General features: G+C 64.1%; 14 protein-coding genes. 6 read left to right on the forward strand and 8 right to left on the reverse strand.

Going from position 1 to position 17,267, the window contains the following annotated elements; translation table 11 throughout:
* Nucleotides 1–106: 106 nt before the first annotated feature.
* On the reverse strand, nucleotides 107–1,582 hold the full coding sequence (gene gltX, locus DW024_RS00125; protein WP_118376658.1) for a glutamate--tRNA ligase: 1,476 nt from the start codon (nucleotides 1,580–1,582) through the stop codon (nucleotides 107–109).
* A gap of 283 nt (nucleotides 1,583–1,865) precedes the next feature.
* Here gltX and metK point away from each other — a divergent pair, with 283 nt between their 5' ends.
* From metK to DW024_RS00155, 6 genes are all read left to right on the forward strand, one after another.
* On the forward strand, nucleotides 1,866–3,146 hold the full coding sequence (gene metK / locus DW024_RS00130) for a methionine adenosyltransferase (RefSeq protein ID WP_118376659.1): 1,281 nt from the start codon (nucleotides 1,866–1,868) through the stop codon (nucleotides 3,144–3,146).
* Between the two features lie 343 nt (nucleotides 3,147–3,489).
* The gene (gene sdaAA / locus DW024_RS00135; protein WP_117769646.1) at nucleotides 3,490–5,097 is read left to right on the forward strand and encodes an L-serine ammonia-lyase, iron-sulfur-dependent, subunit alpha; all 1,608 of its coding nucleotides are present in this window, start codon (nucleotides 3,490–3,492) and stop codon (nucleotides 5,095–5,097) included.
* Between the two features lie 149 nt (nucleotides 5,098–5,246).
* Nucleotides 5,247–6,980: a L,D-transpeptidase gene (locus DW024_RS00140; RefSeq protein WP_158572096.1), complete on the forward strand. Its 1,734-nt coding sequence runs from the start codon at nucleotides 5,247–5,249 to the stop codon at nucleotides 6,978–6,980.
* Between the two features lie 132 nt (nucleotides 6,981–7,112).
* A complete protein-coding gene (locus DW024_RS00145) occupies nucleotides 7,113–8,549 on the forward strand; it encodes an efflux RND transporter periplasmic adaptor subunit (RefSeq protein ID WP_158556886.1) in 1,437 nt (478 codons plus the stop codon).
* Complete coding sequence (locus tag DW024_RS00150; RefSeq protein WP_118376661.1) at nucleotides 8,549–9,322, forward strand: ABC transporter ATP-binding protein; 774 nt, start codon at nucleotides 8,549–8,551, stop codon at nucleotides 9,320–9,322. Before DW024_RS00145 ends, DW024_RS00150 begins: the two co-directional genes overlap by 1 nt.
* On the forward strand, nucleotides 9,319–10,533 hold the full coding sequence (locus DW024_RS00155) for an ABC transporter permease (protein WP_117769642.1): 1,215 nt from the start codon (nucleotides 9,319–9,321) through the stop codon (nucleotides 10,531–10,533). Before DW024_RS00150 ends, DW024_RS00155 begins: the two co-directional genes overlap by 4 nt.
* Before the next feature lie 211 nt (nucleotides 10,534–10,744).
* Here the strand turns inward: DW024_RS00155 and cobK are convergent, their stop codons facing one another.
* From cobK to DW024_RS00185, 7 genes are read right to left on the reverse strand one after another with little or no spacing between them, the layout of a single operon-like run.
* Nucleotides 10,745–11,518 (reverse strand): precorrin-6A reductase, encoded by a 774-nt coding sequence (cobK, locus tag DW024_RS00160; protein WP_117769641.1) that lies wholly within the window; start codon nucleotides 11,516–11,518, stop codon nucleotides 10,745–10,747.
* Nucleotides 11,515–12,156, reverse strand: coding sequence for a precorrin-8X methylmutase (locus DW024_RS10145; RefSeq protein WP_117769640.1), 642 nt, complete (start codon nucleotides 12,154–12,156; stop codon nucleotides 11,515–11,517). Before DW024_RS10145 ends, cobK begins: the two co-directional genes overlap by 4 nt.
* Entirely contained in the window at nucleotides 12,157–12,672 is a 516-nt protein-coding gene (locus tag DW024_RS10150) for a cob(I)yrinic acid a,c-diamide adenosyltransferase (RefSeq protein WP_199576890.1), read from the reverse strand.
* Nucleotides 12,669–14,168, reverse strand: a complete 1,500-nt coding sequence (locus DW024_RS00170) for a cobyric acid synthase (RefSeq protein WP_233541284.1) — start codon at nucleotides 14,166–14,168, stop codon at nucleotides 12,669–12,671. Before DW024_RS00170 ends, DW024_RS10150 begins: the two co-directional genes overlap by 4 nt.
* Nucleotides 14,161–15,384 carry a histidinol-phosphate transaminase gene (locus DW024_RS00175; protein ID WP_158572097.1) on the reverse strand — a complete coding sequence of 408 codons (1,224 nt, stop codon included), beginning with the start codon at nucleotides 15,382–15,384 and terminating at the stop codon, nucleotides 14,161–14,163. Before DW024_RS00175 ends, DW024_RS00170 begins: the two co-directional genes overlap by 8 nt.
* The gene (cbiB, locus tag DW024_RS00180) at nucleotides 15,381–16,355 is read right to left on the reverse strand and encodes an adenosylcobinamide-phosphate synthase CbiB (protein ID WP_118376664.1); all 975 of its coding nucleotides are present in this window, start codon (nucleotides 16,353–16,355) and stop codon (nucleotides 15,381–15,383) included. The genes DW024_RS00175 and cbiB overlap by 4 nt, the downstream gene beginning before the upstream one ends.
* Nucleotides 16,355–17,107 carry a histidine phosphatase family protein gene (locus tag DW024_RS00185; RefSeq protein ID WP_233541285.1) on the reverse strand — a complete coding sequence of 251 codons (753 nt, stop codon included), beginning with the start codon at nucleotides 17,105–17,107 and terminating at the stop codon, nucleotides 16,355–16,357. The genes cbiB and DW024_RS00185 overlap by 1 nt, the downstream gene beginning before the upstream one ends.
* Between the last annotated feature and the right edge of the window lie 160 nt (nucleotides 17,108–17,267).

Genomic DNA, 17,267 nt, shown 5'->3' on the forward strand with positions numbered 1-17,267 from the left:
GGGACAAACACTACTGATTATTTTGTCCCAGCAACCCACTCATCGGTACAGAAACAAGAGCCCCGCTCGGGGGAACGGGGCTCGGATACATGCGTTTACGCGTCTACTATAGCGCCATCGTGCGGGCGCGGTCGATGCGTGCCAGGCAGTCGTCGCGGCCGACGAGCGCCATGGTCTCGCCCAGCGGAGGGCTCACCATGTTGCCGCAAACGGCGACGCGCACGGCCTGGAACACCACGCGCTTCTTGAGGTCCATCTGCTCGGGAAGCGGCTCAAGCGCGGCGTCGATGTTCGCGGCTGCCCACTCGTCCACGCCCTCGAGCGCGGCCTTGGCGGCGTCCAGGATGGCACCCATGCCTTCCTTGGCCAGGCCCTTGTTGACGGATTTCTCGTCATACTCGAGCGTCTCGGCCGTAGCAAAGATGGGAGCGGCGACGGTCACGGCGTCGGCCGGCATCTTGGTGCGCGGCTTGACGATGGCGGCAAGCGCATCGATCCAATCCTCGCCGTACTCGACGTTGCCCTCGATGAGACCCGCCTCGTGCAGCTCGGGGACCATGATCTCGTCGGCAAACTGGGCATCGGACATGCCGTTGATGTACTCGGCGTTGACCCAGTCGAGTTTCTTTGGGTCGAAGGTCGCCGGGTTCTTGGAGATGCGGTCGAGCGAGAACTTGCTGGCCAGGACATCGCGCGGGATGATTGTGGTCTCGCCGTCGAGCGACCAGCCGAGCAGCGCCAGGTAGTTGACGAAGGCGTCGGAAAGGTAGCCGGCGTCGCGGTACTCCTCCACCGAGGTGGCGCCATGGCGCTTGGAGAGCTTCTTGCCGTCGGCGCCCAGGATCATGGAGATGTGGGCGAACGTGGGCACGGGCGCGCCGAGGGCCTCGTAGACCATGACCTGACGCGGGGTGTTGGACAGGTGGTCGTCGCCGCGGATGACATGGGTGATCTTCATCATGGCGTCGTCGACGACGGTCGCAAAGTTGTACGTGGGCGTGCCATCGGAGCGGAAGATCACAAAGTCGTCGAGCTCCTTGGCGTCGAAGGTCACCTCGCCGTGGACGGCATCGTGGATAACGACGTCGCCGCGGTCCTCGGGCACCTTGATGCGAAGGACGTAGGACTCGCCGGCCTCGATGCGACGGCGGGCCTCCTCGGGATCAAGATTGCGGCAACGGCGCTGATAGCCCTGGAAGGGGTCCTTGCGCTCCTGCGCGGCCTTGCGGTCGGCGTCGAGCTGCTCCTTGGTGCAGAAGCAGGGATAGGCCTTGCCCTCGTCCCAAAGCTTCTGGGCGGCCTGCTTGTACAGGTCCAGGCGCTCGGTCTGGGCGTAGGGGCCAAAATCGCCGCCCACCTCGGGACCCTCGTCCCAGTCCAGGCCCAGCCAACGCATGGCGCGCAGAATGATCTGCGTGTTCTCGTCGGTGGAGCGGGTGGGGTCGGTGTCATCGATGCGCAGGATGAACGTGCCGCCGTTAGCACGGGCGAAAGCCCAGTTATAGATAGCGGTGCGGGCGCCGCCGATGTGCAGCTTGCCCGTCGGTGAGGGTGCAAAGCGGACGCGAACGTCTGATGCCATGGAAATCTCCTCGATTGCAGGATGGATGTCTAACCGCATCAGTATAAAGCATCAAAGCAACCTCCGCACAAAGGGCACCTACCTACTCATTGGGGACAGACTTAAATGACCATTCTTTGGGCAACCTGTCGGCACTTAGGCAAGGCTGATCATTTAAGTCTGTCCCCAATGAGTAGGTGCGGAAAGGGTGTGAATGTTTGATTTACGCGCTATGATGTGCCCTTGCATAGAGAGCCCGGCGGAATGGTAACGGTCGCCGGGACACGTTTTTGAAAGGACAATCATGTCAGAAGAACTTCGTTCCATCCCGCCCCAACACGGGTCCTTTGTTTTTACGTCGGAGTCGGTGACCGAAGGTCATCCCGATAAGATCGCCGACCAGATCAGTGACGCCGTCCTCGACGCAATTCTCGCCAAAGAAATAGAGCTCCAGGAGCAGGGCTACATCGCCCCCAACGGCGTGCCTGCCAACGTGGAGAACGTCCGCTGCGCCTGCGAGACCCTCGTGACCACCGGCACCGTCATCGTCGCCGGCGAGATCCGCACCCAGGCCTACGTCGACGTACAGGAAATCGCCCGCGGCGTTATCCGTCGCATTGGCTACAACCGTGCCAAGTTCGGTTTTGACTGCGACACCTGCGGCGTTATGAGCCTCATCCACGAGCAGTCGCCCGATATCGCCCAGGGCGTCGACGAGTCCTTCGAGACCCAGACCGGCGCTACCACCGACCCGATCGACCTAATCGGTGCCGGCGACCAGGGCATGATGTTCGGTTATGCCTCCAACGAGACCAAGACCCTCATGCCCATGCCACACTACCTTGCCAGCCGCTTGGCCGAGCGCCTGGCAGCCGTGCGCCACGACGGCACCCTCGCCTACCTGCGCCCCGACGGCAAGACCCAGGTCACCGTGCGCTACGAGGAAGGCAAGCCCGTCGAGGTCACGACCATCGTCATCTCCACGCAGCACGCCGCCGAGATCGAGGACATGGGCAAGATCAAGGCCGACCTCATCGAGCACGTCATCACCCCGGTCATGGCCGCCGAGAACATGCCGTGGGACAACGCGGACATCTACGTGAACCCCACCGGCCGCTTTGTCGTGGGCGGCCCCATGGGCGACACGGGCCTCACCGGCCGCAAGATCATCGTCGACACCTACGGCGGCTACGGCCGTCACGGCGGCGGTGCCTTTAGTGGCAAGGACTGCACCAAGGTCGACCGCTCCGCCGCGTATGCCGCGCGCTGGGTCGCCAAGAACGTGGTCGCCGCCGGTCTGGCCGACCGCTGCGAAGTCGAGCTTGCCTACGCCATCGGCGTTTCCAAGCCCCTGTCAATCATGGTCGACACCTTCGGTACCGCACATGTTGCTGAGCATAAGATCGTTGAAGCCGTAGAGAAGACCTTCGACCTGCGCCCGGGCGCAATCATCCGCGACCTGGACCTGCGTCGCCCCATCTACGAGAAGACGGCAGCCTACGGTCATTTCGGCCGAGAAGACGCCGACTTCACCTGGGAGAATACCGACCGAGTCGAAGAACTCAAAGCAGCCTGCGGACTTTAAGCTAACGGCAAAAGCTACAGCCAAGAAACAACGCACCAAAAGAAGTACCGGCTCCAACCGGTACTTCTTTTTTATTTAAAGGTGGTGAAGATGAGCCGACCTGGGACATGGAATAGGTCATAGGCCTATAAATTTCGCAGCAGAGCGACTCCAACCATGTATCCTAAGTTCCGAGGGCTTTAGTATTTGGTCGATCGCGAGTTCCGCACGAGCCGGAGGCCACTTAATGTGGCCTCCGTGCGAGCAGGACTGTCCGAGCAGGCGACCAAATACTAAAGCCCTCGGAACGGCGGGACAGAGTATGCCCCGTCCCTCGGAACGACGGGATAGAACAGGAGCGCATATGGCAGGCAAGCCGCAAACACTAGCTACGACCTCGGCATTCGAGATCTTGGGGCCCGTCATGGTCGGCCCCAGCTCATCGCACACCGCCGGCGCCCTGCGCTGCGCCCAAGTTGCCGCCAGCCTGTTGGAAGGCCGCATCACCAAAGTCACCTTTGGCCTGTGGAACTCCTTCGCCCACACCTACCGCGGCCACGGCACCGACCGCGCGCTCGTCGCGGGTATCCTGGGCCTCGACACCGATGACGAGAACATCAAGCAGGCCTTCGACCTCGCGCACGAGCAGGGCCTCGAATATCACTTTGACATCAAGGGCGACGACGCCTCCATCCACCCCAACACCGTCGACATCGACATGGTCGACGACACGGGCGCCACGGCACAGGTCCGCGGTGAGAGCCTGGGCGGCGGCAAGATGCGCATCAGCCGCATTAACGGCGTCGGCGTCGACATCTCGGGCATGTACTCCACACTCTTCGTGGCGCACTACGACGTCCCCGGCGTGCTCGCCGCGCTCACCAACCTGCTCGCCTACGCCCACGTGAACATCGCCTTCTGCCGCACCTACCGCACCGAAGTGGGCGGCCAGGCCTACTCCGTCTTTGAGACCGACGGCGCGCCCGACGACACCGTTATCCCCATGCTACGCAAACTCGACAATGTCGATTACGCGACCTTTATCGAGCTCCCCGGTTCTGCCTCGTCGCTCTCCCCCGGCGTCTCGGCCAAGGAAATCTTCGACGACGGCGAGCAGCTGCTCGATGCGTGTGAGGAACAGGGGCTCAGCATCGGCGCCGTCATGGCCGTTCGCGAGGCGCGTCTGACCGGCGAGGCCCACGCCGTCGCCGCCATGCGCCGCGTGCTCGACGTCATGCGCGAGGAGACCACGGCCCCACTCGCAAATCCGCTGCGCTCACTCGGCGGGCTTATCGGCGGCGAGGCTAAACTCGTCGATGCCACAGGCCGCAACGATTTGAGTGAAAGCCTGATGGGCGTCGTCCAGACCGACGCCGTGGCCCGCGCGATGGCCGTGCTCGAGCGTTCCGCCACGATGGGTGTGATCGTCGCAGCTCCGACGGCAGGCTCCGCGGGTGTCGTGCCCGGCTGCGTGCTGGCGCTGGCCGATCACCTTCAGCTCGACGACGAGCAGGTCATGGACGCGCTCTACTGCGCAGCCGCTATCGGCCTCAACCTCACCACGAGCGCCTGCGTCGCCGGTGCCGAGGGCGGCTGCCAGGCCGAGGTGGGAAGCGCCGCCGCCATGGCAGCCGCCGCGCTGGTGCAGATGCTCGGCGGCACGCCCGAGCAGGCGCTCGACGCCAGTTCCATCGCGCTGAGTAACCTGCTGGGCCTCGTTTGTGACCCCGTCGGTGGCCTCGTGGAGGTGCCCTGCCAAAACCGCAACGCCATCGGCGTGGCAGCGGCCTTTAGTTCGGCACAACTCGCCCTCGCAGGAATTAAGAGCCTGGTTCCGTTTGACCAGATGGCACATGTCATGCTCTCAGTGGGCCACGCGTTGCCGGCCACGCTGCGCGAGACGGCAAAGGGCGGCATCGCGCAGGCTCCGGCCGCACTTTCAGCCTGTGCAAAATGCGGTGTGTGCGGATAACGGCTAAGAACGACTCAAAGGTGGGACAAATGTCCCACCTCTTTTGAATGCCACCGTTTCCGTACCACAAACAGCAGGGCAATCGCTATAATGCAAGCCCAGTAAAAACACGATGAGCCGCAAGGCGAAATTCGAAGGATATGCATACGATGTCGCAAAACGATCGAACTCAACTGATTCCCGATCCGCAGCAGCCGAGCAGGCACACCGGCGGCGTTCAGTCGCCGCGTCCTATCGCGCCGAGCCACGGTCAGCAGCGTGGTGCGGCAAACGCTTCTCAACGCCCGAACCAACAGCGACAGCATCGTCAACAACGTCAGCAGCGCCAGGCAAACGGCAATGCGCCCAAGCAGCCCCCAACGCACGCCCGAGGCGATCGCGGCCCCGCGCGCAAGTCCCCCGAGAACAATAAGTCAGGCAAAAAGACGACGCTCTTTGTCGTCTTAGGTCTTATCGTCATTGTCTATATCGTAGGCATCGTAGCGTTTTCACAGGTAGCCTACCCCAATACCACCATCGCCGGCGTCGACGTCTCGTTCTCCAACGCTTCGTCTGCCGCCACCAAGGTCAACTCGGCATGGAAGCACTATAAGCTCACCGTGACAGGCGATGACTTTAGCTGGACCTATCAGCCCGAGTCCGATGAGCCCATTGTCGACGGCGAAGCTGCCGCAAAAGAGATTATCAGCCACAACGAAGCCTTTGTATGGCCGGTCCGCCTTGTGGAATCCTTAAGCGGCAAAACCAAAACAACCGCTACCTCCAACGAAGTCGATCTTGATCAAGACGTCGACCTGTCCATGCTCTCCGACACCTTTGACCAAAAGAAGTTTGAGAAGGATCTGGGCGCCGCCATCGACGAGTTTAACGAGGGCCGTTCGGGCACGTTCGAGGCCAATAGCTCCTATGACGAGCAGGCCGGCAAGTTTGCCGTCGAGAAGGCGCGCTCCAACGAAAAACTCAACCGCGAGCATGTCATTAAATATGCCGAGCTCGAGCTTGCCTCGCTGGCCGAGACCGTAGATCTTTCCAAGCTCGGCAACGATGCCTATGAGCCGCTCAATGGAACGCTAACCGATGATCAGATTCAGGCCGCATGCGATGCCGCCAACAACTTCCTGGGCGTCAACGTGACCCTCAAGCTCAACGGCGAGGATGCCGGCAAGGTTGATGGCAGCTCCGTATTGCAGTGGATCAGCTTTGCCGATCCGGCCAACCCCACGCTCGATACGTCGCAGATCAGCAGCTGGGCAGCCGAACTCGCCAACGGCTTTAATACCGTGGGCTCCACTCGCTGGTGGACGCGCGCCGATGGCAAGCAGTGCGCCGTCGAAGGCGGCGACTTTGGTTGGTCCATCGACAGCAGCTCGCTCGCCAAGCAGGTCGAGGACGCCATTAACAACAAGCAGACCGGCGAAATCGAGATCAAGTACTCCCAGAAGGCCGACACCTTTACCGCAAAGGGAGAGCCCGACTGGAAGGCGTATATCGACGTCGACCTGTCCGAGCAGCACGCGCGCTACTATGACGAGAGCGGAAATATCGTTTGGGAGGCCAACTTTATCTCGGGCAAGCCGGGCGAGGACGCCACGCCCGAGGGCGTCTGGCAGATCAACAGCAACGACGGCGGCAGCACCCTGATCGGAGCCAAGGACCCCGAGACCGGCAAGCCCAAATACGAGAGTCCGGTGAGCTACTGGATGCCGTTTGAGGGCAACATGATCGGCTTCCATGATGCCACCTGGCAAAACGACAAGAGCTTCGATAACGCCGAGTCGTACAAATGGTGCGGCAGCCACGGCTGCATCAACCTGCGCCTGGCAGACGCCAAGGCACTTCACGACTGCATCAAAGTCGGCCTGTGCGTGGTCGTGCACTCGTAGTGCAACGCGCACATTCATACAACGTGGAACCGCTGCGACCAATCTAACAGTTCCGAAAGAAACCGTTCTATGCGCCCGCCCCAACCGGTGGGCGCATATAATTATCGAGGTTCTTTCTATAAAGGAGACGCTATGCCGAATGTCCCCACGATCACCCCGGGCCCAGATGATACCGAGCGCACGCCCGAAGGTGCCACCGAAACGATTCCTCTGATTACAAACGTACATGCCGATAAGCAGAGCGGACGCGCGAACGATGCGACCGAGATTTCCGATGAAGAGGCATATGCCAAGCTCAAGGCAAAACGTGCCGAACATCGACGCAAAAAGCTCATCCGACGCGGCATTGCGGCCGGCGTCGTGGCCGCCATTGTGCTCATCGCCGTTGTCGTGACCTTAGCCATCAACGCACGGCCCGCAGGCAACAACGGGCCGGTGACCGACATGGTGACCGAGGGCACGTTTACCACAACGGTCGAGGCGAAAGGCCAGCTCAAACCCATTTCGTCCTCAGTGGTCTCCCCTTCTGTCGACGGTACGGTCGATTCGATCAACGTGCAGGCAGGCCAATCCGTCAACGAGGGCGACGTGCTTATGACCATTAAAAACGACGAGCTCGATCGCAACGTTGCCGAGGCGCAGCGTGCAGTTGCAGCCGCCCAGGAAGACCTCGCCAACGCGCAGAAAGCCGCAACCGCCGCGCAGACCACCCCAACGACGGACGTCGATGGAGCTTCCGCAGCGGCTGGCGTCTCCGCCGCATCAGCGGACACGAACGCCGTATCGGCCGCGCAGCGCAGCCTGGCATCGGCCCAGGCAAACCTCGACCAGGCGAACGCCAAGGCCGCCAGTCGCACGGTCACGGCCCCGAGCTCGGGTAGTATCGTGGAGCTCAACGCCAAGGTGGGCGCCACGGTAACAGGCGGCATGATCATGGGCGAAAGCGATACGAGCGGCGGCAAACAGTGCATGCAGATCGCCGACCTATCCAAGATGAAGGTGACCGTGCAGGTGGGCGAAAAGGACATCGCCAAGATCGCCGTTGGGCAGAGCGCCAACGTCACGTATCCCGCGTTTCCCGATATCGTGAGCCAGGGCACCGTCACGGCTATCGCCTCGGTGGCAAACTCTGACGCCGCCAACGGTGACGGCAGCAGCGTAACCTTTAACGTCGACATTCTCATAGAGGCGCCCGACGCGCGCCTGAAGCCGGGCATGACGGCCGAGGTATCAGTGGTGACCGAGCAGCTCGACGACGTGGTGATGGTGCCGACGATGGCGCTCATGACCGAAGACGGCGAACACTATTACGTCAACGTGGCGACTGATGACGAGGGCAAGCAAACCCGTCGCGTGAAGGTGACAGTCGTGACGCAAAACGACAACGAAGCCGTAGTCGGCAAGACACAGGTCAAGCGCGACGACCAGGGCAACGAGATCAACCCCAACGTGCCGGTTACCAAGTTGCGCGATGGCGACACCCTCGTCATGGACACCGGAGCGGACGCAACGGCTGACGGCGGCTACGGCGCGGATTCGGGCAGTATGTCTGCCGACGAGGGCATGTAATGCGTCCCGTTATCGACATCCGCAACGTGCACCGCATCTTTGAGAGCGAGGCAGGTTGCGCCCACATCCTGCATAACGTGAGCCTGGCGGTAAATCCCGGCGAGTTCGTCGCCATTACCGGCCCTTCGGGCTCGGGAAAATCAACGCTCATGAACATCCTAGGCTGCCTGGATAAGCCGACGGCGGGCGACTACTACCTGCAAGGGCTCAACGTGGCCGAGCTCGATGATGACGAGCTCACCGAAGTTCGCGCCCTGAGCATTGGCTTTGTCTTTCAGAGCTTCAACCTGCTGCCGCGCCTGTCGGTTATCGAAAATGTGATGCTGCCGCTGGCCTACACCAATGTGTCCCGTAGCCAGCGCGAAATGCGCGCCGTGCACGTGCTGCAGGCCGTCACGCTGCCCGTCGACCACTGGGACCACCGCATATCCGAGCTCTCGGGCGGCCAGATGCAGCGTGTCGCCATCGCGCGCGCCCTCGTCAATGACCCGCCCATCATCCTGGCCGATGAGCCAACGGGAAACCTAGACTCCGCCACCGGAGCGCTTGTGATGGAGACCTTCCATAAGCTCCAGAAGCGCGGCAAAACCATCGTGCTTATCACACACGACCCCGGCATCGCCGCCGAGGCCGACCGTGCCGTGACCATCCGCGACGGTCGCATTCACGACGGCGCGTATATTCCACATGCACCGCGGACCCTACGCAGCGCCGTAGATAGCCTGCCCATGATTTCCGCCCCCGCCAACCCGCCGAAAGGAGTGGTGGCATGAGCGCCCGCGATCTCATCCAGGAAGCCCTTCACTCGCTCGAAGCCAACAAGGGGCGCAGCCTGCTCACCATCCTGGGCATTGTCATCGGCATCGCCTCGGTAATCGCCATGACTTCGCTCATCGGCGGCATCCAAAACAGCCTGGTCAACAGTCTGGGTCTCAATGCGGCACGCATGGTGCAAATCTATTCGTCGCAAGAACTCACCGAGTCGGACATCGAGAAGCTTCAAAAACTGGTGCCGCAGATAGAGCAGATCGGCATTGTCGACAGCGCGTATACCGAGTACAAGACCGGCGATAAAAGCTATACCGTCATGGCACAAGGTGTCGATAGCGACATGCTAGACGCCGTGGGGGCCAGCAAGCTCGTTGCGGGGCGCACCTATTCCCAGGCCGAGTCCCAGTCAGGCTCGCGCGTGGCGCTCATCAGCCGCAACGGCGCCGATCAGCTTTACGGCAACGAACAGGATGCGCTGGGGAAAACCATCAAGGTGTCCAACGGCGAGGTGCAGATTGTAGGCGTGATAGATGGTGGCAGCGACTCCATGGGCTCGCTCACGCTGTATATGCCACGCGAAACCATCTCCGGCCTGTTTGGTGACGAGAATCCTTCATTCCCCAGCGTGACGGCACTTGCCGCCGAGGGCACGGACATGGATGAGCTCTGCAAGACCATCGAGTCCAAGGTGCACGCGATAAAGGGCATCGCGGAGGAGGATGAGTACGACAGTGTATCGGCGACATCCATGAAAAGCGCCATCGATGCACTCAACTCCTTTATGGGCGCGTTCTCGCTCATCATGGGTGCTGTCGCCAGCATCTCGCTGCTTGTCGGCGGTATCGGCATTATGAATATGATGCTCACCAACGTGACTGAGCGCATCCGCGAGATCGGCATCCGCCGCGCTCTGGGCGCCAGTCGTCGCGATATTACCGCCCAGTTTTTGGCCGAGTCCTCGGCGCTGTGCGTCACCGGCGGACTGTTGGGTGTCCTGATTGGCTATCTGCTGGCCTGGGCTCTTGCGATGTTTGCCTCCGGATCCGGGATTCTTGGCGAGCTCGGTGCCAGCGGGCAAATCACACCGAGTTTTTCAATCGCCACGGTGCTGCTGGCCTTCGCCGTCTCCGTCGGCATCGGCGTAATCTTTGGCTTCTACCCCGCTCGACGCGCGGCAAAGCTCAACCCGGTGGAGTGCCTACGCTACCAGTAAGTCACCACCAACAAGTTGCGGTGAATTAGGGACTGAATATGCTATCTAGCAGCAAAAACAGACACTATTTCACCGCAACTTATTGAAGGGCTGCTTGCGCCGGTTCCGGGCGTCGTCCTCGAGCTTTTGGCGGATGACGGGCTTGTACGGGTCGAGCTTGCTCGGGGCGCTCCTCCTCGCGGGCGAGAGGGCGCGCAGGCGTGGCGAGCGCCTAGCGCGCGAGCTCCCGTAAGAGCGCGTCTTCCACTTCCCGAAGCGAAAGGGCTCCGCCTCCCTCGGCGGGACGGGCGACCACGATACAGTGCGCTCCCACGCCGCGCGCGGAGGCGATCTTCTCGGCCGTGCCGCCTACGGTTCCCGAGTCCTTGGTCACAAGCCACTGGGCGCCCACCTGCCGAAGCATCGCCTCGTTGAGCTCGCGGGTGAAGGGCCCCTGCATGCCGATGACGTGCGACGGCGAGAACCCCGCGTCGATGCACTTCGTTATAGCACCGGGCAGCGGGAGCACACGCACGAAGAAGCGCTCCGCGAAATCGGCAACGCGTGTGTAGGGAGCAAGCTCCTTGCTCCCCGTCGTGAGAAGCGCGCGACCCGGGTTCTCGGAGAGAAAGCGCGCCGCACAGGCGATCGACGCGACCGACACGACGCCTTTGGGCAGCGCCTCGACCGGGCGCGCAAGGCGCAGGCATCGTGCACCCACAGCGAGCGAAGCGGCCCGGATGTTGCCGCTTGCGAGCGTAGCGAAGGGGTGCGTGGCGTCGACGACGATGCGCGCGCCGGAAAGCTCGCGCTCCATGTCGGCCTCGTCGAGCCTGCCCGCATGCACCTCGATGCCCGGAAGCTCGCCCAAAAGCTCGCCTCCGTACTCGGTTGCCGCGTAGGCACGGGCGGGGATGCCCGCCCCGCTCGCCCATTCGCACAGAAGGCGGCCCTCGGTGGTGCCGGCGAAGATGCGCAGCGCCGGCGCGGATGCGGGCGCCGTCACTTCGGGCCGCCTGGGCGCGTGATCTGGTAGAGCAGCGCGTTCATAATGGCGGCCGCCACGGTCGAGCCGCCCTTGCGACCCCTCGCGACGATGGCCGGCACGCGTCGCGCGAGTAGCTCCTCTTTCGCCTCGACCACGTTCACAAACCCGACCGGCACCCCAACGACGAGCGCGGGCGCGATCTTCCCCGCGTCCATGAGCTCGGCGAGGCGCAGAAGTGCTGTGGGAGCGTTGCCGACGGCCACGATGAACGGACCCTCGATGCCGCAAGCTTTGTCCATGCTCGCAACGGCGCGAGTCGTGCCCGCGGCGCGCGCAGCCGAGGCGACATCAGGGTCGGCCATGTAGCACACGGCCTTGCAGCCGAGCTTCGCGAGCGCGGGCTTGCTTATGCCTGCGAGCGCCATGTTCGTGTCGGTGAGCACCGTGGCCCCTGCGCGTAGTGCGTCGAGCGCACAGTGCGCGGCGTCATGGGTGAACACGAGTGAATCGGCGTACGAGAAGTCGGCAGTGGTGTGGATGACGCGCTTCACGACAGGCTCTTCGAGCGGCGGGAACGTCCGGCCGCCGAGCTCTTCGGTGATGATCTCGAAGCTGCGCCGCTCGATGTCGCCGGGCGCCATCTCCTTGGAATCCATCTAGTACTCCACTCCTTCCCTTGCACATATCCCCTGAGCGTAGGGGTGTTTCTCGCACCGCATCTCGGTTATGTAGTCGGCCTTGTCCACGATCTTGCGGGAAGGTGCGCGCCCGGTGAGCGCCATTTCGATGCCGCGCGCGGACATATCGAGCGCGCGGTCCACGAGTGCCTCGTCGACAAGCCCCTTCGAAAGTGCGTCGAGCGCCTCGTCGAGCACGAGCAGCCCCTCCTGCGCGCCCTCGAGCTCGGCGAGCGCGGAAGCGAGGTTCCCATCGTGCAGCTCGCGCGTCGCGACAAGTTCTTCCGACGTCATGGACCAGGTAAACTTGTCCGACGCCTTCCCCGCGAACACGGGCACGCCGAAATGCTCGGCGAGCAGGCGCACCTCCCCGCTTTCGCCGTCTTTCAGGAACTGCACGACGACGACGCGGCGGCCCGCGGCGAGCATGCGAAGGGCGAGGCCCATCGCCGCCGTGGTCTTGCCTTTGCCGTCGCCATGATACACGTGGATCATACGCCCTCCTCGATAATGCGGTAGACATACTCCATGTCGAGCGCCCCGCGCACGGAGTCGGCCAGGCGGTCGAACTCGCGCGCACGGTGATCGGCCGCGGACACCGCGCCCTCAGCACCCACGACGCTCTCGGGCAGGCCGCGCATGCGCGCGAGCGAGCGCGCGAGGGCGAGTGCCACCCCCGGTTCGTCGAACAGGCCGTGGAGATAGGTTCCGAACACGTTTCCGCAGGCCGCGCCTTCTGGTTTGCCGCCAATCGTGCCCGCAGGGGCGCAGGAGACGGTCGTTTCGCCGTCGTGAATCTCGTACCCGCGCGCCGTCATGCCGTTCCACACCGAGAACGCGCCTTGGGCACCCGTGATGCGCAGCTCCGACTGGGCGAGGTGCTTTTCTTCCTTGAACACCGTACTTGCAGGGATGAGCCCGAGCCCGCGCGCGGTGCCAACGCCTTCCCTGCCGTGCGGGTCGGAAAGCTCGTCTCCCAAAAGCTGGTAGCCTCCGCATATGCCGAGCACCGGCGTGCCCGCGCCCGAAAGCGCGCGTACACAGGCTCCGATGCCGCTAGCCGCAAGCCAGCGCGCGTCGTCAAGCGTGGTCTTCGAGCCGGGGAGCACCACAAGGTCGGGCCGGCCCAGATCGGTCGTCGAGGAAACGTAGCGCACGCCCACGCCGGGCACGCGCGAAAGCGGGTCGAAGTCGGTGAAGTTCGACAGGTGCGGAAGGCGCACGACGGCGACGTCGATGACGCCGCGCGCCTCGCGGGCAGATAGGCGCGGCGCGAGCGAGTCCTCGTCGTCCAGGTCGAGCGTAAGATACGGCACGACACCCACGACGGGAACCCCGCACATCTTCTCGAGCGGGGACAAACCCGGGCGCAGGATTTCCACATCGCCGCGGAACTTGTTCACCACAAGCCCCCGCAAAAGCGCGCGGTCCTCGGGCGCAAGGAGCGCGACCGTGCCGTAGAGCTGGGCAAATACCCCGCCCGGGTCGATGTCGCCCGCAAGCAGCACGGGGGAGGACACGGCGCGCGCGAGCCCCATGTTGACGATGTCATTTTCGGTAAGGTTGATTTCGGCGGGGCTGCCGGCGCCCTCGATGACGATGACGTCGTTTTCCTCCGCGAGCGAATCGAACGCCTCCAAAATCTGCGGCATGAGCGCCTTCTTTCGCGCGAAGTAGTCCCTCGCAGCGAAGGCTCCCTGCGCCTTGCCGGCCACGATGAGCTGGCTTCGGTGGCCGCTTTCGGGCTTGAGCAGGATGGGGTTCATGCGCACGTCGGGCGCGATGCCGCACGCCTCGGCCTGCATGATCTGGGCGCGCCCCATCTCGAGCCCGTCGGCCGTGACACCGCTGTTGAGTGCCATGTTCTGGCTCTTGAAGGGAGCCACGCGCAGGCCGTCCTGCGAAAGCACGCGGCACAGCCCAGCCGCAAGCAGGCTCTTCCCCGCGTTCGACATGGTGCCCTGGATCATGATGGGCTTCGCCCTACCCACGGGTATCGACCTCCTTCGCCGAGCCTCGGCCATCCGCGCCCGCCATAGCGCCGCTGAAAGAAGCGCCGCCCCGTTCGTCGGGTTCGCCTTCGCCCGATGCGCCTTCCGCCCGAAGCGCACGGCCGAACGCCATCGCAAGCCGGGCATTCTCCTTGCGCGTGCGCACCGCGACGCGGCACCAGAAACGGGACAGTACCGAAAACGAGTCGCACGTGCGGACCAAAACCCCCTGTTTATACAGGCGCTCGGGGATGTCTTTCGCCGGCGTGCGGACTAAAAGGAAGTTCGCATCCGACGGCACGACGGAAAGCCCGAGCGAGGAGAGCTCGTGGGAAAGCCACGCTCGCTCGCCCGCCAATACATCGCGCGTGCGCGAGACGTATTCGACGTCTTCCAGGGCGGCGATACCCGCGGCCTCGGCGACCGAAGAGACGGGCCACGCCTGCCCCGCCCGGCGAATCCCCTCGATGAGTTGGGCGTTTCCGCTGATCAGATATCCCAACCGCAACCCCGCCATTCCGTAGAGCTTGGTGAACGCGGAGAGCACGGACACATGGCGCGAACACGCGGCGCGTGCGGCCACGCTCCTTTCGCGGGCGTCGGGCGCAAATCCGAGGAAGCACTCGTCCACGACGAGCAGCGCGCCCACCTGCTCGCAGCGGCAAGCCGCGGCATCGATCACACGGGGGTCGACGAGGCGCCCCGTCGGGTTGTTCGGATTGCAGAGGTACGCCACGTCTCCCGGCCCCTCGATCGCGCGGGCGAAGGAGGCGGGCACGTCGAAGTCGTCCGCTTCGGAGAGCGGGAACTCCTGCACGCATGCGCCGTAGTACGATGCCGCCTCCGCATATTCAGAGAACGTCGGCGCGCACACGACGATGCGTTTCGGGCGCACCGCCGCTGCGAGCCGCCAGATGATGTCGGACGCGCCCGCGCCGCAGACGATAGTATCTTCGGGAATGCCCTGGTCGCGCGCTAGCGCGCGAACGAGGGCGAGGCTTTCCCTATCGGGGTAGGCGTCGATTCGAGAAAGCGCCTTGCAAGCTGCGGCGACGGCGCGCGGCGAGGGGCCTGCCGGATTCACGTTCACCGAGAAGTCAATGAGGTCGGAGGCACCCCCTTCGCAAGCGATGCCGAGCGATTGCGCGCTGCCCCCATGCGTGCGGGCGCGCAGGATTCCCCCGGCAGCCCGGGGCGCGGCGTGGTCTTTCCTCATGCCATCGCCCCCACGGCGAGTACGACCGCCGCGCGCGCGGCGCCGAAGACGACGAGCGCGCATACGGACGCGGCGAGCATGAGCCTTGTCGCCCGGGCGATGTCGCCCCACTCGATTTCGCGGGACGCGTCGCCTATCGTCGGTTTCTCAACGAGCTTGCCGAAATACACCGCGGGTCCTGCCAGGCGCAGTCCGAGCGCACCCGCGCACGCCGACTCGGTCTGCGCCGCGTTCGGGCTCGCATGGCGACGCCTGTCGCGGCGCCAGATGCGCGCCGCCCCGCGCGCGTCGAGCCCGACGATCGGGCACACGGCGATCATGAACAGGGCCGATAACCGCGAGGGAATCCAGTTCACCGCATCGTCGAGGCGCGCCGAGGCGCAGCCGAAGTCGATGTAGCGCTCGTTTTTGTAGCCCACCATGCTGTCGAGCGTGTTCACCGCCTTGTACGCCATGCCCAAGGGCGCACCCCCGATCATAAGGTAGAAAAGCGGCGCGATGACACCGTCGCTCGCGTTCTCCGCCACCGTTTCCACGGCGGCGCGCGCGACGCCCTGCTCGTCGAGAACAGACGTGTCACGTCCCACGATGAGCCCGACGGCTTCGCGCGCCGCGACAAGTCCGCCCTTCGAGAACGCGCGGGCAACGGCCAGGCTCTGGCGGCGCAGCTCGCATGCCGCGAGAATCTGATAGCTCGCCCATGCCTCGGCCACGAAGCGCAAGCCGGAGTGAACCATGCCGCAAAGATGCAGGATTCCCCAGGTCAAAAGCCCACACGCAAGCGGAAGCGCCACGGCGAGCACAAGCCCTGCGGCGCGCGTACCCGCGGACGTTTGCGGGAATGCGCGCCGCAGGCGGCCTTCGGCCCACGTGATCGCGCGCCCCATGGCGACGACGGGATGGGGAAGCCAGCGCGGGTCGCCGAAGGCAAGGTCGGCCGCGAACCCGGCGGCGACGGCAAGAATCGTCATCACCGGGCATCGCCCCCCGAAGCGGGGCGAACGTCGCGAAGGCAGCGCCCATCCCAAGTGGCGGCCCATGCGCCGCCCGGCTCGGTATGCACGTCGAAGTATCCCATTTTCGGGACAGCTAGCTCGGAGAGCAGAGCTTTCACGGTACCCGCGTGAACGACGAAGACGGCGCGCCCACTCCCCTGGGCGCGCTCCGATTCGCACGCCTCCCGAAACGCCGCGATGACGCGGCGGGTGAAATCGCTCTTGCCCTCGCCATGCGGGCAGCGCGTCTCGCACCAGGAGTCTACCCAGGCGCGATAGCGCGCATCCTCTTTAAGCTCGGCGGCGCTTCGCCCCTCGAAGTCGCCGAAATCCATCTCGCGCAGACCGGGGCACGCCATAAGCTCCGCGTTCGGGAAGAGGATGCGCGCCGTCTGGTCGGTGCGGGCCATGCCGCTCGTGATAACACGGAACACGTCACGATCGCACGCGAGGTCGCGCAAAGCGCGCTCGCCCGCACTCGACAGGGGCTCGTCGGTGCCCGCCCCGCTGTAGCGATGGTCTTCCGTGCCCGCCGTGGCACCATGGCGCACGAAGACGACTTCCAAAGGCGCACCCGCGCCCTGCGTCCCTCGAGGTGCATCGGCAAGGTTTCCTTTGATGACCTGGGGAATCCCGCACGTCATGCGCACGACGACGTCGGCGCGCGCAGCGAGCGCGCATCCCAGGCGCCCCGCGCGCTCGCGCCATTGGGCGTCTTCCGCACTCATGGGGACGACCCCCGAGCCGACCAAGGGCAGAATCACTGCGTCGAAGCCGATCAGCCGCTCGAGCGCCCGGTCAGCGTCGAGCGCGCGTACGAGTTCCTCAGCACGGTATGCGACGCGGCCGGCAAAAGCCGCGGGCACGCCGCCCTCCGCAAGCTGCGCC

The organism is Collinsella sp. AF37-9, assembly GCF_003475115.1.
In the GTDB taxonomy this organism is placed as follows: Bacteria; Actinomycetota; Coriobacteriia; order Coriobacteriales; family Coriobacteriaceae; genus Collinsella.